Annotated in this window: 26 protein-coding genes; 12 read left to right on the top strand and 14 right to left on the bottom strand. The window is 73.1% G+C overall.

From position 1 onward, the window contains the following. The 5 genes from AC1UE5_RS18945 to AC1UE5_RS18965 all read right to left on the bottom strand — a co-directional run. Positions 1-267: hypothetical protein (locus tag AC1UE5_RS18945; RefSeq protein WP_482926409.1), on the bottom strand; the 267-nt coding region annotated here is incomplete at its 3' end. Further along, a complete protein-coding gene (locus AC1UE5_RS18950) occupies positions 267-1,361 on the bottom strand; it encodes an EfeM/EfeO family lipoprotein (RefSeq protein WP_482926411.1) in 1,095 nt (364 codons plus the stop codon). The genes AC1UE5_RS18945 and AC1UE5_RS18950, both read right to left, overlap by 1 nt. A 33-nt stretch (positions 1,362-1,394) precedes the next feature. Further along, the gene (locus AC1UE5_RS18955; RefSeq protein ID WP_482926413.1) at positions 1,395-2,321 is read right to left on the bottom strand and encodes a TIGR03560 family F420-dependent LLM class oxidoreductase; all 927 of its coding nucleotides are present in this window, start codon (positions 2,319-2,321) and stop codon (positions 1,395-1,397) included. Further along, the gene (locus AC1UE5_RS18960) at positions 2,321-2,926 is read right to left on the bottom strand and encodes a hypothetical protein (RefSeq protein ID WP_482926415.1); all 606 of its coding nucleotides are present in this window, start codon (positions 2,924-2,926) and stop codon (positions 2,321-2,323) included. The genes AC1UE5_RS18955 and AC1UE5_RS18960 overlap by 1 nt, the downstream gene beginning before the upstream one ends. A 43-nt stretch (positions 2,927-2,969) precedes the next feature. Next, entirely contained in the window at positions 2,970-3,488 is a 519-nt protein-coding gene (locus AC1UE5_RS18965; RefSeq protein ID WP_482926417.1) for a YciI family protein, read from the bottom strand. Between the two features lie 181 nt (positions 3,489-3,669). Between AC1UE5_RS18965 and AC1UE5_RS18970 the strand changes: the two genes are divergently transcribed. Further along, positions 3,670-4,896 (top strand): PP2C family protein-serine/threonine phosphatase, encoded by a 1,227-nt coding sequence (locus AC1UE5_RS18970; protein ID WP_482926419.1) that lies wholly within the window; start codon positions 3,670-3,672, stop codon positions 4,894-4,896. Positions 4,897-5,007: 111 nt separating this feature from the next. On the opposite strand, the gene AC1UE5_RS18975 is transcribed toward AC1UE5_RS18970, so the two are convergent. Next, positions 5,008-6,207, bottom strand: coding sequence for an MFS transporter (locus tag AC1UE5_RS18975; RefSeq protein ID WP_482926421.1), 1,200 nt, complete (start codon positions 6,205-6,207; stop codon positions 5,008-5,010). Positions 6,208-6,428: 221 nt separating this feature from the next. Between AC1UE5_RS18975 and AC1UE5_RS18980 the strand changes: the two genes are divergently transcribed. Next, positions 6,429-7,049 (top strand): dihydrofolate reductase family protein, encoded by a 621-nt coding sequence (locus AC1UE5_RS18980; protein ID WP_482926423.1) that lies wholly within the window; start codon positions 6,429-6,431, stop codon positions 7,047-7,049. On the opposite strand, the gene AC1UE5_RS18985 is transcribed toward AC1UE5_RS18980, so the two are convergent. Continuing rightward, on the bottom strand, positions 6,986-7,696 hold the full coding sequence (locus AC1UE5_RS18985; RefSeq protein ID WP_482926425.1) for a helix-turn-helix transcriptional regulator: 711 nt from the start codon (positions 7,694-7,696) through the stop codon (positions 6,986-6,988). The two genes, AC1UE5_RS18980 and AC1UE5_RS18985, sit on opposite strands and share 64 nt — an antisense overlap. Before the next feature lie 555 nt (positions 7,697-8,251). On the opposite strand from AC1UE5_RS18985, the gene AC1UE5_RS18990 reads away from it, so the two are divergent. Next, positions 8,252-8,566 (top strand): hypothetical protein, encoded by a 315-nt coding sequence (locus AC1UE5_RS18990; protein ID WP_482926427.1) that lies wholly within the window; start codon positions 8,252-8,254, stop codon positions 8,564-8,566. A 227-nt stretch (positions 8,567-8,793) separates the two neighbouring features. Here AC1UE5_RS18990 and AC1UE5_RS18995 read toward each other — a convergent pair whose 3' ends face one another. Then, the gene (locus AC1UE5_RS18995; protein WP_482926429.1) at positions 8,794-9,117 is read right to left on the bottom strand and encodes a hypothetical protein; all 324 of its coding nucleotides are present in this window, start codon (positions 9,115-9,117) and stop codon (positions 8,794-8,796) included. Positions 9,118-9,887: 770 nt separating this feature from the next. On the opposite strand from AC1UE5_RS18995, the gene AC1UE5_RS19000 reads away from it, so the two are divergent. From AC1UE5_RS19000 to AC1UE5_RS19025, 6 genes are all read left to right on the top strand, one after another. After that, the gene (locus AC1UE5_RS19000; protein WP_482926431.1) at positions 9,888-10,370 is read left to right on the top strand and encodes a hypothetical protein; all 483 of its coding nucleotides are present in this window, start codon (positions 9,888-9,890) and stop codon (positions 10,368-10,370) included. 258 nt (positions 10,371-10,628) lie between these two features. Continuing rightward, positions 10,629-10,994: a YciI family protein gene (locus AC1UE5_RS19005; protein WP_482926433.1), complete on the top strand. Its 366-nt coding sequence runs from the start codon at positions 10,629-10,631 to the stop codon at positions 10,992-10,994. A gap of 341 nt (positions 10,995-11,335) precedes the next feature. Then, the gene (locus AC1UE5_RS19010) at positions 11,336-12,445 is read left to right on the top strand and encodes a hypothetical protein (protein ID WP_482926435.1); all 1,110 of its coding nucleotides are present in this window, start codon (positions 11,336-11,338) and stop codon (positions 12,443-12,445) included. 162 nt (positions 12,446-12,607) lie between these two features. Then, positions 12,608-12,877 carry a hypothetical protein gene (locus AC1UE5_RS19015; RefSeq protein ID WP_482926437.1) on the top strand — a complete coding sequence of 90 codons (270 nt, stop codon included), beginning with the start codon at positions 12,608-12,610 and terminating at the stop codon, positions 12,875-12,877. A gap of 57 nt (positions 12,878-12,934) precedes the next feature. Next, on the top strand, positions 12,935-13,366 hold the full coding sequence (locus AC1UE5_RS19020; protein ID WP_482926439.1) for a hypothetical protein: 432 nt from the start codon (positions 12,935-12,937) through the stop codon (positions 13,364-13,366). Between the two features lie 122 nt (positions 13,367-13,488). Next, positions 13,489-13,827: a hypothetical protein gene (locus AC1UE5_RS19025; protein ID WP_482926441.1), complete on the top strand. Its 339-nt coding sequence runs from the start codon at positions 13,489-13,491 to the stop codon at positions 13,825-13,827. A gap of 128 nt (positions 13,828-13,955) precedes the next feature. On the opposite strand, the gene AC1UE5_RS19030 is transcribed toward AC1UE5_RS19025, so the two are convergent. From AC1UE5_RS19030 to AC1UE5_RS19040, 3 genes are read right to left on the bottom strand one after another with little or no spacing between them, the layout of a single operon-like run. Then, on the bottom strand, positions 13,956-16,778 hold the full coding sequence (locus AC1UE5_RS19030; RefSeq protein WP_482926443.1) for an ATP-binding protein: 2,823 nt from the start codon (positions 16,776-16,778) through the stop codon (positions 13,956-13,958). A gap of 59 nt (positions 16,779-16,837) precedes the next feature. After that, a complete protein-coding gene (locus AC1UE5_RS19035) occupies positions 16,838-17,905 on the bottom strand; it encodes a CU044_5270 family protein (protein ID WP_482926445.1) in 1,068 nt (355 codons plus the stop codon). Next, positions 17,902-18,432 carry an RNA polymerase sigma factor gene (locus AC1UE5_RS19040; protein ID WP_482926447.1) on the bottom strand — a complete coding sequence of 177 codons (531 nt, stop codon included), beginning with the start codon at positions 18,430-18,432 and terminating at the stop codon, positions 17,902-17,904. The genes AC1UE5_RS19035 and AC1UE5_RS19040 overlap by 4 nt, the downstream gene beginning before the upstream one ends. A gap of 111 nt (positions 18,433-18,543) precedes the next feature. Between AC1UE5_RS19040 and AC1UE5_RS19045 the strand changes: the two genes are divergently transcribed. After that, on the top strand, positions 18,544-19,191 hold the full coding sequence (locus AC1UE5_RS19045; RefSeq protein WP_482926449.1) for a hypothetical protein: 648 nt from the start codon (positions 18,544-18,546) through the stop codon (positions 19,189-19,191). Continuing rightward, on the top strand, positions 19,188-19,841 hold the full coding sequence (locus AC1UE5_RS19050) for a hypothetical protein (RefSeq protein ID WP_482926450.1): 654 nt from the start codon (positions 19,188-19,190) through the stop codon (positions 19,839-19,841). The genes AC1UE5_RS19045 and AC1UE5_RS19050 overlap by 4 nt, the downstream gene beginning before the upstream one ends. Before the next feature lie 219 nt (positions 19,842-20,060). Here AC1UE5_RS19050 and AC1UE5_RS19055 read toward each other — a convergent pair whose 3' ends face one another. Continuing rightward, positions 20,061-20,885, bottom strand: a complete 825-nt coding sequence (locus AC1UE5_RS19055) for an undecaprenyl-diphosphate phosphatase (protein WP_482926452.1) — start codon at positions 20,883-20,885, stop codon at positions 20,061-20,063. A gap of 26 nt (positions 20,886-20,911) precedes the next feature. On the opposite strand from AC1UE5_RS19055, the gene AC1UE5_RS19060 reads away from it, so the two are divergent. Continuing rightward, positions 20,912-21,364, top strand: coding sequence for a DUF488 domain-containing protein (locus AC1UE5_RS19060; protein WP_482926454.1), 453 nt, complete (start codon positions 20,912-20,914; stop codon positions 21,362-21,364). Here the strand turns inward: AC1UE5_RS19060 and AC1UE5_RS19065 are convergent. Both AC1UE5_RS19065 and AC1UE5_RS19070 read right to left on the bottom strand, forming a co-directional pair. Continuing rightward, complete coding sequence (locus tag AC1UE5_RS19065; protein WP_482926456.1) at positions 21,324-21,929, bottom strand: TetR/AcrR family transcriptional regulator; 606 nt, start codon at positions 21,927-21,929, stop codon at positions 21,324-21,326. The two genes, AC1UE5_RS19060 and AC1UE5_RS19065, sit on opposite strands and share 41 nt — an antisense overlap. Positions 21,930-21,933: 4 nt before the next feature. After that, positions 21,934-23,889 carry an acyl-CoA dehydrogenase family protein gene (locus tag AC1UE5_RS19070; protein ID WP_482926458.1) on the bottom strand — a complete coding sequence of 652 codons (1,956 nt, stop codon included), beginning with the start codon at positions 23,887-23,889 and terminating at the stop codon, positions 21,934-21,936. Positions 23,890-23,926 lie beyond the last annotated feature (37 nt).

The following is a 23,926-nucleotide window of genomic DNA, read 5'->3' on the forward strand; positions in this document are numbered from 1 at the left end:
CGCGCGCAGCCCGCGGCGGACGTCGGCGTCGGCGGCGGGCGCGGCGGCCCGGAGGCCCTCGCGCAGCGTCCCGTCGTAGGCGGCGGCGGCGCGGGCGACGTCCTCGCGCGCGCCGTCCTCGCCGAGCAGCACCGCGGTCTGGGCGTCGAACAGCCGGTCGCGCACGGTCGCCGCGGCGCGCCACGGCTCGGCCTCCGCGGCGCCCGCCGCGCCGGTGCTCGCGAGGAGCACGGCGCAGGCGGCGACCGCGACGACGACGAGCCGCACTAGCTCTCCAGCTCGATGCCGAGCTGCCCGGCGGCCTGCGAGACCTGGCCGGCGATCGCCTCGGCGCGCTCCTGCGCCTGGGCGCCGAGCGTGTCGGCCTGCTCGGCGGTGAACTCCGTGCCGGCCTCCTCCTTCTCGCGCAGGTCCTTGGCGAAGTCGCGCAGGCCGCGCAGCTCCTCCTGGATCTGCGCCGCCTGCGCCTCGTCGGCCTTCGCCGTGACGGCGTGGATGTTCTCCTCGATCAGCACGAGGCCGGTGAGGATGTCCTCGATGTCCTGCAGGCGCGAGGACGCGACGAAGCCCTGCTCCTCGGCCTCCGAGCCCGCGATGAAGCGCGAGTTCTTCCACTGCCCGAAGTACTCGCTCATCGTCGGCGTCATCGTCACGAGCGCCTGGAACGCGTCGGCCTGCTCGGGCTCCCACTCCTGCGCGGCGGCGTTGAGCGCCTTCGCCTGCGCGGCCATGTCGCGGGTGAACGCGAAGACGTGGTCGGCGTCCGGGACGGCCTCGCCGAACGCGACCTTCCCGTCGCCGTCGAGATCCGGCTTGCTGACGCCCTTGGCCTGGAAGTCCTCGTTCGTGCCGAAGAGCGACGTCTCGGTGAGGAAGAAGAAGTTGCCCGGCTGCTTGAGCGTCTTGCCGCTCGGCAGCTCGACGTCGAACGGCACCGCGCTCTCGGGGTCGGACGCGTCGGAGCCGGCGTCGAGGATGACGTCGAACTCGCTCAGCTCCGGCACGCCCGCGACGACGCCCTCGGCCTCCTCGTACTGCGGGTTGGCCTCGCGCCAGGCCTTCTGCATGTCGGCGACGATCGCCTCGACGTCGGCGCGGCGCTCCTCGAGCAGCGCCGCGTAGTCGTACTTCGTCGTCGCGGCCAGCTCCCGGTACTCCTTGCCCTGCTCGGCCAGCTGCTCGGTCGTGGCGGCGAGCGCCTGCGTGTGCTCGAGCAGGTACGTCTTGATCCCGTCGAGGTCGGCGGCAGAGGCCTCGGCGGCCGGCGCGGTCTGGACCGCCGCCGCGTCGTCGTCCGAATCGTCGCCGCACCCGGCGGCGAGCACGGCGCCGAGCGCCAGGAGGGTCAGGGCCTTCTTCATGATGGCCGCGACCCTAGCGAAAGTTAGGGGAACCTAACTGACCCGCTTGGCCAGCTCGGCGACGAGCGCGATCTGGTCGACGTCCTCGTGGACGAGGAGCTGCAGCATCACGCGGTCGCAGCCGGCGACGGCCAGGGCGCCCAGCTGCTCGGCGGCCTGGTCGAGCGTCCCGGCGATCCACTGCTCCGGCGGCTCGAAGCCGGTGACCCCGAGCTTGGCGCCGACGGACTCCGCACGGGCGGCGACCTCGGCGGCGTCGCGGCCGAGGACGGCGCCGGTCATGACGGAGAAGCGCAGCGTGGACGGGTCGCGGCCGGCGCGCTCGCACGCCTGCGCGACGGCTGCGCGACGCTCGCGGACGTCGTCCGGCGTCGCGAACGGCGTGTTGTACTCGTCGGCGTAGGTGGCGGCCAGGCGCGCGCTGCGCGGCTTGGCGTTGCCGCCGACGATCAGCGGCATCCGCTCCTGGGCCGGCTTGGGGCGCGGGTCGACGCCGGTGAGCGCGTAGTGCTCGCCCTCGTGCGTGAACCGGCCCGGCGCCCACAGCCCGCGGGCGATCCGCAGCTGCTCCTCGAAGACGTCCATGCGGGTCTTGAGCCCGGCGTAGGGGAAGCCGAACGCCGCGTGCTCGCCGTCGTGCCAGCCCGCGCCGAGGCCCGCGGTGACGCGGCCGCCCGAGATCTGGTCGGCGGTCGCGACGAGCTTGGCGTACTCGGACGGGTGGCGGAAGGTCGCGGGGGAGACGAGCGTTCCGAGCCGCAGCGTCGTCGTGGTCGCCGCGAGCGCGCACAGCGTTCCCCACGCATCCAGGACGTCGCGCTCCTCGTGGCCGTCGAGCGGGAGGTAGTGGTCGCTGCGGAACAGCTCCGGGATGCCGTGCTCCTCGCAGGCGGCGGCGATCGCCTGCCACTGCGGCCAGGTGACGCCCTCCTGGCCCTCGATCATGACGTTCAGCTCCATCAGGGCTTCAGCTCCCCGGGCAGGCGCTTGAGCACGCCCGGCAGGTCCTTGAGCGAGCGCGCGTAGGCGTCGCTGAGCGCCTGCGCGGCGGCGGCGCCGTGGAGCGGCGCGCCGTGGCCGGGGAGGAGGTGCTCGGGCGTGTAGCGCTTGGGCGGCGACGGCGGGCGGAGGCGGAGCATGATGTGGATGCCGGCGGCGACGCCGTCCTTCGGGCGGAACATCGGGCCGGTGCCGACCGCCTCGGGGATGACCAGCGCGCGGTGCTCGGGCCACCACAGCCCGACCTCGCGCCACTTGGGCACGTTCACGACGTCGAACCGCTCGAACGGCACGCCGGGCGGGAGCTGCTCGGGCAGCCGGTGGAGTGGGACGCCGAACCGCTCGGCCAGCGCCTTGCCGCTGCGTGGGTGGCGGTCGAGCAGCTGGAGCACCCCCGCGATCTGCCCGAGCTGCGCCACGCGCTCCATTGCCTCGGGCACCTCGACGGGGTCGATCAGCCACACCTTCCCGTCGTGGGCGAGCGCGTGGGACGAGCGCTGCATCGCCTCGTCGAGCGTCCAGGTCAGGCCGAAGCCGTACTCGTCGATCCCCAGGAGCCGTGGCATGCCCCGGGATGGTGCCACGCCTGGCGCGGAGGTCGCGACGAGGTCATCGCCGGCCGCCGAAGTCCCAGTCGGCGATGTGGATGTCGTCTGCGCGGAAGAGGTCCGCGACGGACTCGCGTGCCGGGACCTGCACGGCGAGCGCGCTTCCGGCGGGCGCCGCGTCGTCCAGCGACAGCAGGTCCCCGTGGAGGATCAGGAGCTGCTCGGGTGGCGCGACGAGCTCGTGCTGCGAGATGACGAGGAAGCGCGGCTGGTCAGCCGCCCGCGGGAAGTCCCACATCGTCCGCCCGAGCCGATCGGCGAAGCGCCGGACGAGGTGCTCCTCATAGAGCCCGGCACGGTTGAACGGTTCCGCGGCGACGAACTCGCGCGCCGCCGCGGCGTTCGGCAGGTCGAGCACGTGCATGCTCCCTGTCCACTCCTCGCGATCGGGGCCGAGCGTCGGTCCGCGCGCGATCATGCGATCGGAGAACCGGTCCATGTAGGCCCAGTGCTCCTCGAGGAGGTCCGCTGCGTCGGCGGCGGCACCCACATGCGCGCGGCTGTAGGCGAAGAACAGCATCGACGCACCGTAGGGCCTTCGGACGACGACCGGGAGCTGGGACGGCCGCCGGTCCATGCGGGTCGGATCGGCCCGACGCGCGCGGTGTCCGGATCGGGGGAGCGGTGCGTGTTCAACAGCTGCAGATCATCGAGGTGGCCCTCGTAGCGGGGGCGTCTCGGGCTGGCGTAGTGTCCCGGCTGTGCAGGACGACCGCACACCGCGGCTGGACGTCACGAAGCTGCTCGAGGCCGTCGAGGATGCGCCGCCGTTCTCGGCGGCCGACGTGCTCGGCGAGCGCCTGCGGATCGAGCTGGGTGCCCACGAGATCTCGTTCCTCATCGCGGACTTCAGCGGTCACGCGCTGATCCGCCTCGGGCACGAGGGCGACGGCGCGGCGACGCGGACGCTCGGCCAGGAGACCGCCGTGCAGGTGCCGCTGGTCGGAACCTCGGCCGGACGGGCCCTGGCCACGCAGGCGATCGTGCTCGAGCAGGAGGCGCATGGAACGCGCATGTTCGCGCCCGTCACCAACCGCGGCGAGGCGGTCGGCGTCCTGGAGCTGCTGGTCGACGAGGCGCCGGACCCGCAGGTGCTGGCCGAGGTCGCGTTCGCGGCGCACGCCCTGGCGTACGTCGTCATCGCGAACCGGCGGTTCACCGACCTCTTCGAGTGGGGCCAGCGGTCGGTGCCGCTGTCCCTGGCGGCGGAGATCCAGCATCGGCTCCTGCCCGGCACCTACACGTGCGAGGCGGGCCAGTTCACGCTCGCCGGCTGGCTCGAGCCGGCCGGCAACGTCGGTGGCGACACATTCGACTTCGCGCTGGAGCGCGGCATGCTGCACTTCTCGCTGACCGACGCCATGGGTCACGGCGTCGCCGCAGCGCTGCTCGCGACGCTCGCGCTGGCGGGGCTGCGCAACGCACGCCGAGCGGGCGCCGGCCTCGCGGAGCAGACCCGTCGCGCCAGCGATGACCTCGCGGCCAACGCCCCCGCCGGCGGCTTCGTGACCGGCCAGATCGGGCGCATCGACCTGTGCGCCGGGACCGCGACGATCGTGAACGCCGGCCATCCGCTGCCGCTGCGCGTGCGCGACGGCCGGGTCGAGCGCGTCGAGCTCCACGCGGACCCGCCGTTCGGCACCCAGAGCGGACACGAGTACCGGGTGCAGCGGATCTCGCTCGAGGCCGGAGACCGGCTGTTCTTCTTCACCGACGGGATGCTGGAGCGCAACACGACAGCCGTCGATGTCGAGGCCATGGTCGCGAGCGGTGCGGCGCTCCACCCGCGCGAGGCCGTGCAGCACCTCACGCAGGCGATCTTCGCCGCGGCCGGCGGCAACCTCGTCGACGACGCGACCGCGATGTGCATCGACTGGCACGGCGGATCTGACCGCCACCGGAGCTCGCACGCCGGCGCCAATCGATGACGCCGGCGCGCGTCCCGTTCGCCGCGGCCGCGTGCGCGCGACCGAAGGAGGACCGGCAGTGTCGGTCCGCCATACCGGGACTGCTCTCGAGGCGGGCGGCACCGCGCCGGATCACCAGATCGATCCGGCCCGGACAGGGGACCGTCCGCCGTCGGAGTGGCGAGGGATCCGTCCGACGGCAGCGATGCCGGCCGAGGCGAGCGCGACGACCAGGACGTACGTCACCGGCAGGCCCACCGAGTCAGCCATGACGCCGACGAGCGGCGGCCCGCAGAGGTAGGCCAGGTAGCCGGCCTGACTGACCCTTGCCGTCATCAGGGCGGCGTGGTGCGGGCTCACGTACGCCGCGCGTGAGACCGCGAGCGGGAACAGCGGACCGAGCAGCAGACCCACGCAGGCGACGGCCACGATCATCGTCGTCGCCGACCGGGCCACGACTGCCGTGGCGACGGCGGCGGGCATCGCTGCGGCGCCGACGAGCAGGACGTGCCGCTCGCCGACCCGCCGCAAGGCCAGATCGCCGCAGGACCGGGAGATGAACATCGCCAGGCTGAAGACCGCGAAGGCCGCGGCTCCGGCCGTCGCGTCCGCCCCGAGGTCGTGCGTGATCAACACGGCAGACCAGTCGCTCACGAGCCCTTCCACCAGCAGGCCCGACACCGCGAGCACCGCGACCGTCATCGGCAGTCGCGCCGCGCGCCGCGGCGGCGGATGGCCCGCGTCGGCGCGCTGCCCCGACGGCGGCGGCGACGGCGTCGCGAGCAGGCCCGGTGCGGCGAGCAGCGTCACGACGAGCAGCACGGTCGTGGTCGCGAGGAAGTGCGCGCCGACGGAGCTTCCGAGCTGCGTCGCCAGCACGCCGCCACCCGCGCCGGCGAGGACGCCGAGGCTGTAGCCCCCGTGCAAGCGCGAGAGCACGCGCCTCCCGCTCGCCATCTGGAAGTGCACGCCGGCGGCGTTCATCGCCACGTCGAGCGTCCCGCTCGCCGCCCCGAGCAGGACGAGCACCGCCGTCAGCTCGACGACGTCGCCTGTGACGGCCACGAGCGGGAGCGCCGCAGTGAACACGCTTGCGGCCGCGACGCAGAGGGAGCCGTCGCGCACGGCGGTGAGCGCCTTGGCGGTCAGCGCGAGGGCCGGCGCAGCGCCCGCGGCGATCCCGAAGAGCGCGATGCCGAGCTCGGTGTCGGAGAGGCCCAGCTCCGCCTTGACCTCGGGAATGCGCGGCGCCCAGCTCGCGAGCACGGCGCCGTTGACGAAGAAGACGACCCAGACGCTGACGAGCCTGCTCGGCCTGATGAGATGCGGCATGGCGACCCTCGGGCCGCCCTGCCGTTTGCCGTTCGCGCGCTCCCCGGACGGTCAGGGAGGCGCCTGGTGAACGCAGGGTCCGACGATACCGGGACCGCGTGGAGCACATCCTTCACACCTTGATCGGCGACGAGCTCCGGGCGTGTCGTTTCCGTCCAAGACTGGCCCGGGCCGGCGTCCGTAGGGTGCGGCGCGACATCGAGGACGACGAGGAGGACGTGATGGCTCGGGAGCTGGTGTACACGGGGTTCATGTCGCTGGACGGGGTGTTCGACTCCCCCGGCGGCAAGGAGGAGGGCCACCGAAGCGGCGGATGGGTGCGCGAGACGCCGTTCCTGGCGGAGGCGTTCGCGCTCAAGGGCGAGGAGCTCGAGGAGACGACGGCGCTGATGTTCGGTCGGCGCAGCTACGAGGCCTTCGCGCCGGTGTGGCGGGACTCCGAGGTCCACGCCGGCTATCGGGATCTGCCGAAGCTCGTCGTCTCCAGTCAGCTGGCCGATGAGGACCTCATCGACGGTTGGGGGGAGATCCGGATCCTGCGCTCGATCCAGGACGTCGCTGACCTCAAGCGCGGGGACGGCGGTGCGATCTTCATCCACGGCAGCGCGGAACTCGCCCGTTCGCTGTCGGACGCCGACCTGATCGACCGCTACAACCTGCTCGTCTACCCGGTGCTCCTCGGCGCCGGCAAGAGCGTGTTCAGCCGCGCGGATCGCGACGCCCGCCGGCTGCGCCTGCGCGAGTCGGCGAGCTACGCCAACGGGGTCGCCAAGCTCGTCTACGAGGTCGACCGCGGAGCGGTGTCGAGCCCGAGCGCGCCGCCGGTTCCGTCGCGGAGCTGACCAGCGGTGCGGCCGACGTGCCGCCGCAGCGCTCGGGCGAGGTGCGGCTCGTCGTAGAACCCCAACGCGTGGACGACCTCGGCGACCGCTTCGCCGGAAGCGAGCAGCATCGCGGCCTCGCGTGCCCGTTGCACCTGACGGACGGCACCCGGGGTGAGCCCGGTTGCCGCCCGGAATCGCCGCTGAACGGTGCGATCGGAGACGGTGTCACCGACCCCGCGAAGGGTGTCCGCGACGAGCGGATCCCGCACGACGGTGCCGTCGGCCACCAGTCGCCGCACGAGCGCTTCCGCGTCCTCCGGTCGGGGCGTCGGCCACGAGCGATCCCCCAGGCGGAACCGCCGCGGCGTGACGTCGGGGAGAGCGATGCCGCGGTCGACCAGCCCCGGCGTGGCAGCGCAACGCAACGAGACGCCGACGCCGAGCTGGATGCCGAGGAACTCCGCGCCCTCGGGCACGGGCGCCGTTCTCGCTCCCCGCTCGGGTCCGGTGAGGGTGACGTGCGCCCGTCCGTCCTGGGTCCAGAAGACGAGCCCAACCGTCTCCGTCGCCACCGACGTCATCTCCGTGACGCCGGGGCTGCGGCACGTCCACACCGACTCGATCCACGGTGACTCCGAAGACCACGTCTCGAATTGCAGGCCCACGGCCGTGGATCGTACGACGGCATCCGCACGAACGCTGAGCGCCGGCTTGGCTCGCATGGACGAGCAGCAAGAGCACGTGGCAGCGGGGAGCAGCAGCCGGTGGTCCGACTCACTCGGGCGGTGTTGCCCGCAGATCCGCCACTCGGCCTGTCGGGTCGGAGCGTGGTCCGACCACCTGCAGGCCAGATCGCTCAGCAGCCCGTCGTCGACCCAGACCCTGACGGCCCCGACGTCGTGCGAGCGTTCCCGCGGGAACGTCTGCTGCTTCTCGCATGGAAAGCAGCAGCTAGGTGGTAGGTGTCGCCTGTGCCAACGAACCCGCCTGCTCCCACCGATCCCGACCGTGAGCTCGAACTCGGGCGGATCCCAGTGTGGCTGGTCTCCGAGGACGCCACCTACGCCGACTCGGGGAGGCTGGCGTGCCGCAGGTGACGCAGCATGGGTAGGCGCTTTCGCATGCGCCCCCGCCTGGCGAGGATCCGTGGACGTGTCAGGGGCTCGAGGGACCGTGTCCGCAACCCGCTGTCCGGGACGGTTCTCGTCGATGAGGAAGCCGTGACCTTCCATCGCGAGTTCACGACCGAGTCGGTGCGCTGGGACAAGCTGGAGGGTGTCGACGTGATGACCACCGCCGACGGGCCGTCGGCGGCCGAGGACGTCTTCTGGGTGCTGCTCGGCTCGCCTGCGAGTCAGACCGGCGCGGTGATTCCGCAAGGCCTGGCTCCCGACGCGCTCGTCGACCGGCTCACGGAACTCGCGGGCTTCGATCACGAAGCGATGAGTCGCGCCATGGCCTCGACGCGTGAGGCGGCCTTCGTCTGCTGGCGCGCGACCGGCACGAGCTGGCCTGTTCCGGACGGTGCTGCGTAGACCGCCTCCGAGGTCGATCAGGTCTTCTCGGTCGCCCCGCGAGCGTGGGGCGCCGGGCGTTCCGGAGGCGGGTCTGCGCGTGCCGCGTTTGGCCGGGAACAGCAGCGGGCCGGTAGCTGCCTACGAAACGTTCCCGCGGGAACGTCTGCTGCTCCGCGCGCAAGGGGCGGGAGTTACCGCCAGCTCCTCCTTCACGTGGGAAGCGGCAGCAGCACGCCTGGGTGCGGCTAGCCGAAGAAGTGGATTTCGCCAGGAGGCAGCAACACGACGTCCCTTCGGTCGCTGCCGTACTCGGTCCACGACCAGCTCCCTCGCGAGAACCCATCCAGGCGCAGTTCTCGTCGGTTCACGGCAGCCCGCATTGGCCCCGCGAGACGCAGCTCGTGCGTGTTGTCGAGCACGATCAGCAACTCGTCGTCGGCTTCGAGACAGACGCGGGTCAGAGCGTGGTGGTTGTCGTACGGACGCCCGAACCAACCGGTCGGCAGCCTGAGGGACGCGCCACCGTGGCGGCGGAAGAACCCTTCGATCGTGGGCGGCAGCTCTTCCACCACGTCATCTTCGCGCTTTTGAGGCGCGTTCGCTTGGAAGGGCGGCGAAGTCGTGGCGCCGCTACTTGTCGAGCAGAGCGGAGCGAAGGATCCGCTCTCGCGTCGCATGGAAGCAGCAGCGGTAGCGCCTAAGCTCTGGCTATCCCTGGCCGGTAGCCGGTAAGGGTCGACTCCCGCGAGGGCTGCTACGGGATCGGCCAGGTGGGGAACTACGCCCGACCTTTAGTTGAAGTCAGGCTCTCGCACTGGCGCTTGGGACGACTAGCGAATAGCTCGATCCACTTCACGCGCAAGCGGGCCGTGTTCTCACGGGTGCTACTGATTCCGGTGAATGTTCCCGCTTGTCATCGCCGGCTGGCTCTTCACGGCAGTAGCGCTGGTGACCGACAAGAGTTGGCCGTTGCTGGCTGGAGCGCCGTTCTTCCTTGTCGCAGGTGTCCTGGTACTGCTGAGCGCAACGGCCTGGGCACGGCTTGCACGCCAGGCCACCGCGGGAGGGCTCTACGGAGAGCGGTACAGAGAGCGAGTTGCGAATAGCCACTTCCTGCGCCTGACGATGGGGGCGTGCCTCGTCATATTCGGCGTCGCGTGGGTAGCTGCTGGAACGCTGCTGTAACGCAGAAGGAGCGGCGCGAAGCGGCCAGCGGGACTGCTGCTTCGGACGAGGACCGACAGGTGACGGGCGGCTGTCCGCTCGGTTGGGCGGGCTGGTCGCCGGGAGCGAGGAGCACTGTTGTGCCTCTGGGGAGCGCCGTGTCACGCTTCACGCAGTGCGCGCGCGCAATGTCAAGCGGCTGGTCGCGATCCTCGCACTTGCGTCTGTCGCAGTTGGAGTCGGCGTCACGTTGGCGACGGTGCGAAACGACGGTCCTGACTGCGATGCGCCGTTCGATCGACGGGCCTGGCAGGCCGCCAGGTCGAACGACGAGTCGAGCGGCGAATGGCCGAAGTTGCGTCGGATAGCCGTCGTGTTGGTGGCGTGCGACAAGCTTCTAGGGCTCACGCGACACGACCTGCACGCCTTGCTTGGCCGCCCGACCGGAACTGACATCGATGGCAACCCCCGGCCGCATCGCGAGTCGCGATGGCGGCTCGGTCTCAGCGGGCCGTCCGGCAGCGAGGATGTCCTGTTCGTCGAGTACGAGCGTGGTCGCGTCGTCTACGCAGAGGCGCCCGAGGACATCGAGCACGGCGGATATGGCCGTGTCGAGTCAGGCAGGCCGGTTGGTGGGGGGGCGAAGCGCGACCCCTGATCCACGTGGGAGCCGGTGGACCGAAACGAGAGCGACGGCGTGGACGAGAAGTAAGAGGCGGCTAGCACCGCTTCTCGCGCAAAGCGATTGTCCGGGCTCGCTCTCGCTTCGCATGGGACGCGAGCAGCACCAGGCGGCAGACGCGCCGGGATGCTGTCATCGCACCGTCGTGCGTCGTGCGTCGCGACCGATGAGTTTCGGGCGGCGCGGCGGTCGAGTACGTATCAGACCACGGCCCCGCGCAAAGGGAGCAAAGACATGCAGTTCTTCTTGACCGTCCCCCACGACTCGGCCGATGAGCCGACCATGACGTCGATGGACCCAGCCGCGCTCGAAGCCGCGCTCGCCGCGGTCGACGAGTTCAACGCCGAACTTCAGGACGCCGGGGCGTTTCGCTTCGCCGGCGGACTGCACCCGCCGTCATCGGCCAAGACCGTCGACGCCACCGGCGGCGAGCCGGTAGTGGTCGACGGGCCATTCGTCGAGGCGGCGGAGTACGTCGGCGGCTTCTGGGTGATCGAGGTCGCCGATCAGGACGCCGCGGTCCGGTGGGCGACGAAGGCGTCGAAGGCACTGGGCGGCCGCATCGAGGTGCGCGCCTTCCAGGAACCGCCGGACGCCTGATCGAACGGAGCTGGCCGGCGCCGGTCGGAGCCTCGAGCTACCGCATGGGACGACGCGCGATGGCGGTGCCGGCTGCCGCTCCGCATGGGAAGCGACGGTGTCATGGGCCTGCCGGCGAATCGCTCGACGATGGTTGATCCTCCACGCCTATGTCGTGGGCAGAACTCCATCGCTTCCGCGGACGGCTGTTCGTGATCGGCCAGTGGGGCGTTTCGGGCGGCCGCAGCGTCCCGGACGACGTTCGGCCCGAAGCACTTGGCCGGGAACTCGCGTGCTTCCTGCGGCCGCGGCCCTGGCACCGATCCTCGGACTGGTCGACGTTCTGTCGAGAGGTGGTCGGCGTGGACGAGCGCGACTACCGGCCGGAGGTGCGGATCTCGACGGTCGTCGTCTCGCCGTACGTGCTCGTTCGTCCGCTCGGCGTCGCCGCCTCCCCTGACCGGGAGCAGGAGGTGCAGGTCGCCGAGCGGGACGTGACGGCTGTCGCCGAGCACGCGCTGCGGCTCCTGCGTGAGGCGCAGCCCCGGTGGCCGACGGTCCGGAGCGCGCATGTGCTGACGACCCGGGACGCCGGCTTCGTCGTCGAGGCGTACGGCGAAGCGGTCAGCGGTCCACAGGTCCGCGTGCACCGGGCGCGGACGTCCGCCGCCACGCTGGTCGATGACGTCCGCGCGGCGCTGGCGCTCAGCGAAGGCGGCGATACGGGAGCCGTGTCGGTCGATGCGGGCGTGCCCGACGCTGAGACCGCTGGCGGCGCGATGGTCGTGATCGCCGAGGACAGCAGCGGCGGGCTTGCGGTCGAGCCATGGCGGCCCGACGGCGGCGGCTGGGAGCCGACCGGGAACGACCCGATCCCTTGCACGTGGGAGACGCTCGCGCAGATCGTGTTGCGCGAGCTCGCCTCGATGCCTTCCCGCCACTCGCGCGCGGGCGCCCTCACCGGCGTCGGGTTCGGCCGGAAGATGGCCTGGCTCGCGGTCCGTGATCGCGACCCCGCACGTGTGGGACGAGCCCTGAATCTGTCCGGTCTTTGCGAGGTGCCGTGGGCGGACGGGATCGCCGCGGCGTATGCGGGCGGGGTCTTCATCTCTCCGGCGACCTCCGGCTGGGTGCTCGTCGTGGGGATGCGGACGTCCGGCACGGACGTCGCGATGCTGAGCACCGCGCTCGGCGGCGCCGAGATCCTCGCCTTCGACACCCACCGTGTCAGCGACTCGGCGTCCTGGGCGATGGCGCGTGACGGCGAGCTCGTCCGCAGCACGGAGATCGTTGACGGGGCCGTGGTGGCCACCTTCGGTGAGCCGACCGCCGCCGAAGCCGGGCTCGACCACCTCGACCCGGAGGACGCAGTCATGCGGGTCGCCGCCGCATGGAGTCTGGATCCGCGGCTCCTGGACACGACGGCCACATCGTCGACAACCGGTCTGCTCGCCGACGCCGCAGCGCTGTAACTCTTCGGCCGACACGCGTCGACCCCCTGGTCGATGGCCACGCGCTTCGGCATTCGACGAGCAGGAGCTGCGTTCGTCTTCCGCTTCTCGCGCCGAAGCGGCACCCGCTGCCGGGCTCCCGCTTCGCATGGAAAGCAGGAGCGATGGAGAGGCACGGCAGTAATGTTCTCGCGCCTCCCTGTGCTCGCCGTCGAGGCGACCCAGCCCTGGTACATGATGCTCCTGCTGATCGTCGCGGGAGTTGCCCTCTTTCGGACGCGTCACAGCCGTCAGCGCCGCACGACGGAGCAGTGGTCGCGCGTGATGGGTGAGCGGCGCGCGAAGACGGCGGCAACGCCGATGTCTCCGTTCATGGCCTTCTTCGGCGGGCTCTTGATCGCGCTCGGGCTGTTCGGTCTGGTGCTCTCGATCACCGGCCCGATCGGAGACTGAGGCCGACGGTTCGAAGCAGCGCAGTCCCGCTTCTGCTTCGGACGATCACAGCAGGGGGTGTCAGACGGCCTGGCTCACGGGGACGCCCTGCACGATGATCCCGGCGGCGTAGACGGTGGCAGCGACGCTTCGCCAAGGCTGCCGTTCTGGCAGCCAGATGCCGCTCCGGAGGAGAAGACGCGGAGGCCGGCCTCCCGCTACGCATGGAATGCGACAGACGCGGCGAAGCTGTCGCCCATGACTGATGGAGCCCTGCGGGACGAGCTCCGTCGCATCTGCGCCGCGATCGCGGACGGCCGGACAGCCCCGATCAGCGGCGCCAGTCGCATCTGGGTCTTGCTCGCGGAGGCGGATTACCCGCCAGAGCTGGACGACTTCCGTGCGTTCGTCGGGCTTGTCAGCGAGATCCAGGATCACCCCGAGCATCGCGGGCCGTACACGGCAGACATCATCGACGTGGCACGCCGCGTTGCAGAGCGAACGCGATGACCGCGCTCCTTCCTCGGACGAGAAGGGGCAAACGCCGCTCTCGTCTATCGCGCGACGCCATAGCCGCGATCGACTGCGCATGGCATGGAAAGGGGGAAGCGGGACTCGGGTAGGACCGGCGCATGCGATGGGCGGACGGCGCTCCGGATGAAGAGCTGCGAGGGGTCGCCTTCGTGTGGCGGCCATACCGCGCCTACAGTCCGACCTGGGGCCATGATCACTGCGAGGTCTGCATGGCCGCGTTCAGCGAGAACCACCCTGAGGACCTCCATGAGGGTTTCACGACGACGTCCGAGTTTCCGGCCGGAGCGGAATACGCGTGGGTCTGCCGCGAGTGCTTCGAGGCCGAGCGCAACGACATGGGCTGGAGAGAGGTCGACGATGAGCGTGCTGTGCGGCCGCCAGGTCTTGAGATGGACGAGTCTGGCCATGCCCCGAAACAGCCGCGCCTCCGAGACTGAGTCACGACCGTTGAGTGCCGGCGCCGCCTACGCGGAGAAAGGGGGAGCGGCTCTGCCGATCGATCGACCGGCGAGTCGCGGGACGAGCGCATTCGAGACGCGTCCTGGCCGCGCGTGGCGCAGGCGGTCTACGCCGGGGCGGTCGCCAGCTCCTGCGGCAGCTGCGCGCGCGACTTGATGCCGAGCTTCGCGTAGGCGTGGCCGAGGTGGAGCTCGACGGTCTTGCGGGTGACGAACAGCGCCTCGGCGATCTCGCGGTTGGTGAGGCCTGAGGCGGCGAGGCCGGCGACGCGGCGCTCGCTGGGGGTGAGCGCCTCGACGCCGCGGACGGCCGCGCGGCGGGGGCGGGCGCCGAGCTCGACGAGGCCCTCGCGGGCCTGCGCTGCGACGCGGACCGCGCCGCGCTCCTCGGCCTCCTCGAGCGCGGCTCGGAGGACGTCGCGGGCCTCCTCGGCGTGGCCGGCGGCGCGCAGCGCGTCGCCGAGGTCGGCGCGGGCGCGGGCGCGCTCGGTCGGCATCGGGCCCGCCTCAAGCACCGCCACGGCCTCGCGGAGCTGCGCGATCCGCTCCTCGCCCTCCAGCGCCAGCGCCCGGGCCCGCAGCGCGGCGCCGAGCGCGCCCTGCGTCCCGGCCCGGCGGGCGGCCTCGGCCTCCTCCTCGGCGGCGGCGATCGCCTCCTCCGCGCGCCCCTGCTGTGCGAGCACCTGCGCGAGGCGCAGTCCGGCACCGGCCTTGAACGGCGCGCGCCAGCCGCGGTCGCGTAGGAGCTGGCGGGCGGTGCGCAGCTCCTCCTCGGCCACGTCGAGCCGCCCGTCGAGGCGGTGCAGCTCGGCGCTGACGCTGAGCCGGTCGGGCCACGTCATGCCTGACTGCACGCCCTGCGGCGGGCGGATGCCGTCGAGCAGGGCGCGGGCGTCCGCCGGCTGGCCGCGCTCGATCAGGATGTCCGCGAGGGCGACGACGCCGGAGAACCGCACGACCGCCATCCCGACCTCGTCGCCGATCGTCAGCGCGGTCCGCGCGTGCGCCTCCGCGTCGGCGACCGAGCCGAACATGAGGTGCCACAGCGCGCGGGCGTGCTCGTGGTACCAGCGTCCGATGACCGAGCCCGAGCGGCGGACGCCCGGCTCGCCCGCGGTCAGCAGCCGGTCGACGACCGCGGGGAGCTCGGCGTGGCGCATCGCCAGCGCGGCCAGGTGGTAGGTGCCGCTGTCAGGCCCGACCGCGTCCATCAGCCCGCCGTCGAGCGCCGCCTGGACGAGCCGCTCGGACGTCGCCGCCGGCTCGCAGCGGTAGGCCGACTCCTGGGCGAGGTGGGCGAGCATGACCGGGCTGGCCTGCGGGTCGCGGACGCCCTGGTCGAGCAGCGCCGCGCGCTGGTCGGTGAGCGCGCCGTCGTACGCGGTGGCCTCGAGGATCAGCGCCTCCAGCCGCATCCGCAGCCGCGGGTCGCGCGTGTCGCGCAGGCCGGCCTCGAACTCCTCCAGCCCGAGCGCCATGTTCGACAGGAGCAGCAGGCGCGCGCGGGCGGCGTGGGCGCGGGCGGTGGCGTCGCCGGGCTCGGGGAGGCCGCGCAGCGCGGCCTCCAGGCGGCCGGCGGCGGCGGGGTCGGCGACGAGCGCCTCGAGCTCGCCCAGCTCCAGCAGGACGTGCGGGCGCTCGTCGGGCGGCGGCGGCTCGGCGAGCGCGCGGCGCAGCGCGGCGATCGCGGCGTCCGGCGCGCCCTCGCTGATCGCGGCCTGCGCGGCGGTGCGCAGCTGACGCGCGACGTGCGCGTCGCCGGCCGGCGGGGCGAGGAGGAGGTGCGCCGCGACCGTGCCGGGGCGTGCGCCGCGCTCCTCGGCCTGCCGCGCGGCGATCGCGTGCAGGCGGCCCGCCTCGGCCGACGCCAGGCGCGCGGCGACGGCCTCGCGGACGAGCGGGTGGCGGAAGCGGCGGCGGCTGTCGGCGAGGAGGTCGGCGTCGGCGAGCCGGTCGAGCGCGTGCTCCACCGCCAGCTCGCGCCCATCGGGCACGGCGGCGCGGACGAGCGCCGTCAGCTCCGCGGGGTCCCACGGCTCGGGGACGATCGTGCCGGCGTGGGCGACGGCGGTGGCGTCCGGGCCGAGCGCGGCGAGGCGGCGTGCGACCGACTCGGCGACGTCGCGCGCGCCCAGGCCGTGGACCCGCGCGGCGTCCGCGTCGGTGCCGGTCAGGCGCTCCTCCTCGGCCGCGCGGGCGAGCTGCCCGAGCAGGAACGGGTTGCCGCCGGTGGCGTCGTGCGCGGCCGCGGCGAACGCGTCGGCGGGGGTGGCGCCGAGCTGGTCGGCCAGCAGCGCGGTAACCGCCTCGGTGGTGAGCGGCGCCGGGCGCAGCGTCTGCGCGGCCGGGCCGGTCGCGAGCGCCGCGAGCAGCTCGCTGTCCGCGTCGGGGTCGCCGGTCCGGATACCGCCGACGACGAGCACGCCGACGCCCTCCAGGCGGCGCCCGAGCACCTCCAGGAAGCGCAGCGAGGCGCGGTCGGCCCAGTGCAGGTCGTCGACGACGAGCGCGAGCGGGCGCGGCTCGGCCAGCGCGACCGTCAGCCAGTACAGGCCCTGCAGGACGGCGTGGGACGGGTCGGGCTCGGCGGCGGTCGGGGCGCCGGTGGCGAAGACGATCGCCGCACGGGCGGCGCCGCCGCCGAGCAGCCGCGCGCGCTCCTCGGGGCCGGCGGCCGCGAGCGCGGGCTCCAGCAGCTGGCGGACGAGTCCGAACGGCAGGTCGCGCTCCAGCGGCGACGCGGTCGCGCGGAGCGTCGCGAGCCCCGCCTCCTCGGCCCGCTCGCGCGCGGCGCGCAGGAGCGCGGTCTTCCCGATCCCCGCCGGGCCCTCCACGAGGACGACCCCGCCGTCCCCGCGCGCGGCCCGCTGCGCGGCGGCGTGGAGGGCGGCGAGCTCGCGCTCACGTTCGCGGACGGCACCCGGCGACATCGAAGCGGCGGAGCCTAGCCCGCCGTTCGGACTACGCGCGGACGCGCCAACGTGCGCCGCTACCTGCGCGGCGGCTTGGCGGGCAGCAGCACCTGTGGCGCGCGGTCCCGCAGCTCCTCCATCGTCGGCGCGTCCGGCGCGGACGCACGACGCGAGGACTCGACGATCACCGACCAGTCGGTGATCGTGCGGCCCGGGAGCTCCTTCAGGCCGACGCTGCGCACGCCGCGCACGTCGCCCGTCTCCGGGTCGAACAGCAGCGTCGTGTGCCACGCCTCGGACGTGAACGTGACCGCGACGCCGCCGCGCCCGAGCGGGTCGCGCACGTCCTCGGACACCGTCGCGCCGGGCTCGGCCCGCAGCGCGTCGAACAGGGCCGCGCGCACCGGCTGGGGCGTCAGCGGCGAGGAGAGCAGCTGCGCCGCGCCGGCGACGAACGCGTTGTCGGCCTTGACCCCCGCTGCCTGCATGCCGTCCACGACGGCGGCGTGCAGCGCGGTGGGCTCGGTCGGCAGCGCGCGGATCCGCGCCGGGGCGAGCCCGGCGACCTCGCGGCCCCGGACCTGCACACCCTCGCTGCCGGGGAACGGCCCGGCGCCCCGCTGGCCGGAGCGCTCGTACGCCGCGCGGTCCTCGGGCGTCGGGAAGGACGGATGCTCGGCGTCGATCCGCTCCCGCGTGACGCCGTTGCCGTCGTCGTCGAGCCACTCCTCGCGCACGTGCGGGAAGACGACCGCGTACGGGGCGTCGGCGCCGCGCATGTGCGTGGTGTAGGAGATCGACCGCTGGTAGGCGTAGCGGCCCGCCGGGTCGGGCGTGGCCGCGTCGGCGGCCGAGAGCCGCCCGAGCACGATCGCGGCGGACGCGGGCTGGGGCGCGACCGAGCTGTCCTCGGGGGCGGCGAGCACGGCGGCGAACGCGACGGCGGCCGCGGCGAGCCCGGTCGCGGCGAGGGCGAACGGCGCGCGGCGGCGCGGGCGCGAGCGACGTGGCGCGGTGGGGGCGGGACGCGGCTCGGCGCGCAGCGCACGCTCGACGATCGCGTCCATCCGCCGCGCCTCGGCGGCGGTCGGCGCGTTGTCGCGGGCCGGGTCGGCGGCGCGGAGCGGGGAGAGGAGATCGGTCATCGCACGGTGAGGGTCGGAAGGACGGGGGGCGGCGCCTCGGCGGCGTCGAGCGCCGCGCGCAGGCGCTTGCGGGCGCGGTGGAGGCGGACGGCGGCGGCGCTGCGGCCGCAGCCCAGGACGACGGCGGTTTCGGCGACGCTCAGGCCCTCCCACGCGACGAGGAGCAGGACCTCGCGGTCGGCCTCCCGGAGCGCGGCGAGCGCGCCGGTGAGGTGGGCGCGGTCGGCGACGCCGTCGGCCAGGTCGGGGACGACCGCGGCAACGTCCTCCGCGGCCGCCGCGCCGGCCAGCGCGACCCGGCGGGCGTCGCCGCGCCGCTGGTTGGCGAGCACACGCCGGGCGACGCCGTAGAGCCACGGCAGGGGCTCGGGCGAGGGCAGCGCGTCGAAGCGCCGCCACGCGACGACGAAGACCTCGGTGGTGACGTCCTCGGCGCCGTCGCGGTCGCCGAGCCGCCGCAGCGCGTAGCGCCAGACGTCGTCCCGGTGCCGGGCGTACACGGCCCGGAACGCGTCCGCGTCGTTCATCGGGACGGAAGGTGTGGGTAGGGGACCATCGAAGGACGTTGTGTCCGGCAGGCACCGCAGCGTTACAGCTAAGGTCCGCGGCGCCGCATGAACGACAGGGGAGTGAGGCACATGCATCGACGTGCGCTCGCGGCCGGCGCCGCCGCGGCAGCCGCCCTCGCGGCCGGTCCGTCCGCCGCCGCCCACGCCGCCGAGATCGCCGTCCCCGCGTGCTCGCCGTTCCTCGAGGGGGAGCGGACGGTCACCGTGCAGGGCGCCGGGTTCGCGCCGAACAGCCGCGTCAGCCTGAAGGTCGGCGACCAGACGCTCGGCACCGTGCAGTCCGACGCCAACGGCGCGTTCCGCACCGAGGCGTTCGGGCCGGAGTTCTCGTCCGCGCGGCGCAACGTGCAGACGTTCGACCTGCTCGCCGAGGACGCGCTCGGCACCAGCGCGACCGCGTCGCTGCAGATGACGCGCATCAACGCGACGCTCCCCGCCAAGGCGCGCCCGACGAGCCGCGTCACCTACCGCGTCTACGGCTTCACGCCGGGCGAGACCGTCTACGTCCACGTCCGCCGCGGCAGCAGGACGGTCGGCAGCTACGAGATCGGCGAGGCCGCGGCACCGTGCGGCACCGCGAGCCGCAGGCTCAAGTACATGCCGATCACGAGCTACCGGACCGGCACGTACGTCTACTGGTTCCAGACGTCGCGGACGTACGACCCGCAGGTCGCCAGCGTCCGCCTGCCCGTGCAGATCGTCCGACGGGACGCGTGAGGCGCGCGCCCCTCGCCCTCCTGCTCGCGGCCGTCGTCGCCGGCGGCTGCGGGGGAGACGACGAGCCCGAGCGCTCCGCTGCGACCGCCGCGCCGGTCACCGCGAACGAGGAGCCCGACGACGGGTTCGCGCACGAGCCCGACGACGTGCTCGCCTGCCGGACGCTGAAGCCGTCCGACGTGCGCAAGCTGCTCGCCGGCGTCGGCTACGAGGCGCCGGGCGAGTTCGAGATCGAGTTCAAGACCGACACGCCCGAGCTGTCGGACTGCCGCTACTTCGTCGGCGACGACGTCGGGGTGTGGCTGACGATCGATCGCGCCGACCAGGCCCAGAAGCGCTACTGGTACCGGCTGGAGGAGCAGCAGCAGCGCCACGCGCCGGACGCCAAGCGGCGCCCCAAGCTCGTCTTCGACGTGGGCCAGGACAAGACGTACGGCGGCGCCGGCGCGGTGTGGACGCCGAGCCTCACCCGCCTGTACGCCTACCGCGACGACACGATCCTCGTCATCGGCTTCCGCGTGAAGGGCGTGGCCGACGCGAAGCTGCGCGAGGCCGCCGCGGACCTCGGCCGGCTCGCCTACAAGGGCCTGTTCGGCGACAAGCCGCCCGCGCCGGCGTACTCGCTGTCAGGCCGCTCACCGCACCCGTGAACAGGTCGGCACCGGGCGCGTGAAGCGTGCCCCCGGTGGGTATGTGACTCGCAGTCATGAAGACCCACGAGAGAGGAGCACGTTGACCCTGCAGACGCAGTCCGCCGTCGCCCGCGTCCGCGCCACGATGACCGCGACCCGCCTGCGGCGGGAGCGCGACGGCCGGTTCGCCCGGTCAGGCGCCACGACCGCGACGACGCAGACGCGGCGGCGCGGGGCTCAGTGGATGGCGCCGGAGGACGCGAGCACGATGACGAGCGCCCCGAGGCCGACGCGGTAGACCACGAACGCCGTGAAGGTGTGCGTGACCAGGTACCGCAGGAAGAACGCGATCGCTGCGTAGCCCGTCACGAAGGCGAGCAGCGTGGCGAGGATGAGCGCGCCGGTGCCCGCACCGGCGCTCTGCTCGCCCGAGATGTAGTCGTAGAGCTGGTACAGCCCGCTCAGCACGACGGCCGGGATCGAGAGCAGGAACGAGTAGCGGGCCGCCGCCGCGCGGTCGAGCCCGAGCAGCAGCCCCGCCGTGATCGTCGCGCCGCTGCGCGACACGCCCGGCACGAGCGCCAGCGTCTGCGCGAGGCCCATCACGATGCCGTCGCGCGCGGTGAGCTGCTCGATCGACCGCTCGCGCTTGCCCACGCGGTCGGCGAAGAGCAGCAGCAGGCCGAACACGATCAGCGTCACGCCGATCAGCTCCAGCGCGCGGAACGCGTCCTCGATCGAGTCCTCGAGCAGCAGGCCGATGACGCCGATCGGGATCGTCGCGAAGATCAGGTACCAGCCCATGCGCGCGTGCAGCTCTCCGCGCAGGGCCTTGTTGCGCAGCGAGCGCGCCCACGTCGTGCCGATGTTCCACAGGTCGTGGCGGAAGTAGATGAGCTCGGCCGCCATCGTGCCGAGCTGGACGACGGCGGTGAACTGCGCTCCGGGATCCTCGCCGCCCCAGAAGGCTGGGAAGATGCGCAGGTGCCCGGAGCTGGAGATGGGCAGGAACTCGGTGAGGCCCTGGAGGATCCCCAGGACGATGGCCTCGATCAGCGACAAAGGACGCGGCAGGCTACCAACGACCTATGACCGTTCTGTGGACGATCGGATACGAGAAGCTGCGACCGGAGTCGCTGGTCGTCGAGCTGCAGGCGGCGGGCGTCGAGCGCGTGATCGACGTGCGCCTGCGGCCGCAGTCGCGCAAGCCCGGGATGTCGAAGACGCGGCTCGGCGCCACGCTCGCGCACGGCGGGATCGCGTACGAGCACCGGCGGGAGCTGGGCACGCCGCCGGAGCTGCGCGCGCTCTACCAGAGCGCGACGCGCGAGAAGGTCGCGCGTGCGGCGGCGGGCTTCCGCGAGCACGTCGAGGCGCACGAGCGGCCGGCGGTCGACGCGCTGGCCGACGAGCTGCGCGCCCCCGGCGCGCCGAGGACCGCGCTGCTGTGCCTGGAGGAGGACCACGCGGTGTGCCACCGCAACGTCCTGGCGGAGGCGCTCAGCGATCGCCTGCCGGGGCTGCGGGTGGAGCACCTGTGAGGCCGGGCCGCACCGCAGCGACGAGCAGGTCGGCGGCCTCCGCGGCGGTCAGCGTGCCCGTGCGCAGCCACCAGCGCCCGAGCGCCTCCGCGGCGCCGAGCACCGCGATGGTGAGGGCTTCGTTCTGCGGCGCGGCGACCCCGCCGGGTGCGAGCTCGGCCGCCACCAGCGCGGCCAGCCGGTCGCGGTAGGCCACGACCCGCCGCGCCAGCTCGCCGCTCGGCAACGAGTTGTCGAACAGCACGCCCCACGCCTCGCGGTCGGCGTCGACGAAGGCGAAGAACGCGTGCACCCCGCGCTCCAGCGCGTCGCCCGGCCCGCGCGCGCCGGCGACGGCCTCCACGACCGCCGCGACGAGCGCCTCGCCCGCGGGCTCCATGCAGGCCGCGAACAGCCGCTCCTTGTTGCCGAAGTACGTGTAGAGGAGCGGCTTGGTGACCCCGACCGCGGCCGCGACGTCGTCCATCGTCACAGCCGCATAGCCGCGCTCCGCGAACAGCGCCCGCGCCGCCGCGAGCATCTGCTGCTCGCGCTCGGCGCGGGGGAGGCGCGTCCGCGTGCTCACCGCGTCAGGCGGCCTTCGCGGGCGTGGGCGCCGGGGTCGCGGCGCCCGGCACGCGCACCGCGTCGCCGAGCTGCGTCTCCGGCACGCCGAACGCCTCGACGAGCAGCCCCGCGTGCGGGCGCAGCTCGGCGCACAGCCGGTTGACGTGCTTGATGACCGCCTTGGAGCGCGGCGACGACAGCCGGCCGTGCTCCTGGAACCAGCCGCGGTCGGCCTCGATCACCGACAGCGCGTAGAGCGAGCAGAGCTTGTCGAGGACGGTCGTCAGCTCGGGGTCGTCGCACGCCTCGACGGCGGCGGCGAACTGCTCGAGCACGACGCGCTCGACCCACACGCGCGCGCACGCGACCACGTGGTCCTGCGTGTCGACCAGGACGCTGAAGGGGTCCTTGCCTGCGTCGATGCCGCCCTTCAGCCGCCGCGCGGCGCCGGCGAGCACGTGCTCCTGCCGCCAGGCGAGCAGCTCGAGCTGCGTCTCGCGCGCGGTGAGGTCCGCGTCGTCGTTGCGGCCCGGCACGAGCGTGTCGGAGATGCGGCCGAGGATCTCGCGGATGGCCGTCCGCTCCGCGACCGTGTCGAGCACCTGGCCGGCGACGAACTGCGCGGTGCCGAGCGGGTCGAGCTCGCCGAACGCGTCGCGGTAGTCGGTCAGCAGGTTCTTCGCCGCGAGCTGGAGCAGCACGGTGTTGTCGCCCTCGAACGTCGTGAAGACGTCGGTGTCGGCCTTCAGCGCGGCGAACCGGTTGCCGCGCAGGTAGCCGGCGCCGCCGCACGCCTCGCGGCACTCCTGGATCGTCGACGTGGCGTTCCACGTCGCGACCGCCTTGAGGCCCGCGGCGAGCGTCTCGAGCTCGCGCCGCTGGCGGTCGGTGACGCTGTCGGCGTGCTCGGTCGCGAAGACGCCGTGGAGCTGGCGGACGAGCTGCTCCTGCGCGAAGTGCAGGCCGTACGTCGTCGCGAGCGGGATGAGCAGCCGCCGCTGGTGCGTGCGGTAGTCCATCAGCAGCGCCTCCTGCTCCTCACCGGGCGGGCCGAACTGGCGCCGCTCCAGCGCGTGGCGGACGGCGATGGTCAGCGCCACCTTCGTCGCGCTGATGCCCGCGCCGCAGACCGACACGCGGCCCTGCACGAGCGTCCCGAGCATCGTGAAGAAGCGCTTGGTCGGGTTCTCGATCGGGCTGAAGTACGTGCCGTCCTCGGACACCTGCGCGTAGCGGTCGAGCAGCGCGTCGCGCGGGACGCGGACCTGGTCGAACGTGAGGCGCCCGTTGTCGACGCCGTCGAGGCCGAGCTTCATGCCGCAGTCCTCGATCGTGATGCCCGGCAGCGCGTTCCCGTCGGCGTCGCGGATCGGGACGAGCAGGCAGTGCACGCCGCGCTCCTCGCCGCCGACCACGAGCTGCGCGAAGACCGCCGCCATCCGGCCGTCGCGCGCGGCGTTGCCGATGTAGTCCTTGCGCGCCAGCGCGTCCGGCGTGTGGACGACGAACTCCTGCGTGGCCGCGTCGTACGTCGCGGTCGTGCCGAGCTGCTGGACGTTGGAGCCGTGGCCCGTCTCGGTCATCGCGAAGCAGCCGAGGAGCTCGGCGCTGGTGATGTCCTTCAGGTACGCCTCGTGGTGCTTCTCGGTGCCGAGGTGGAGCACCGCGCCGCCGAACAGGCCGAACTGCACGCCGCACTTGACGAGCAGGCTGAGGTCGCCGAACGCCAGCGTCTCGAACGCGGTGACGCCCGCTGCGACCGCGTCCTGGCCGCCGTACTCCTTCGGGAAGAGCATGGCGGGATCGCCGTCGGCCGCCAGCTCCTTCAGCCACGCCGTCACCTGCGTGCGGTGCTCCTCCATCGGCAGGTGGTCGGCGGGGGCGTGCTCAGGCTTGTCCAGCTCGCCGCGGACCCGGTTGCGGACATCGGCGTGCTCGCCGTCAAGCAGCTGCTGGAGACGGGCGGGATCGAGGCTCATGGCGCTTTTTATACCCGGGTAACTTCCGGGTACGCGT

Source organism: Parviterribacter multiflagellatus (assembly GCF_056863265.1).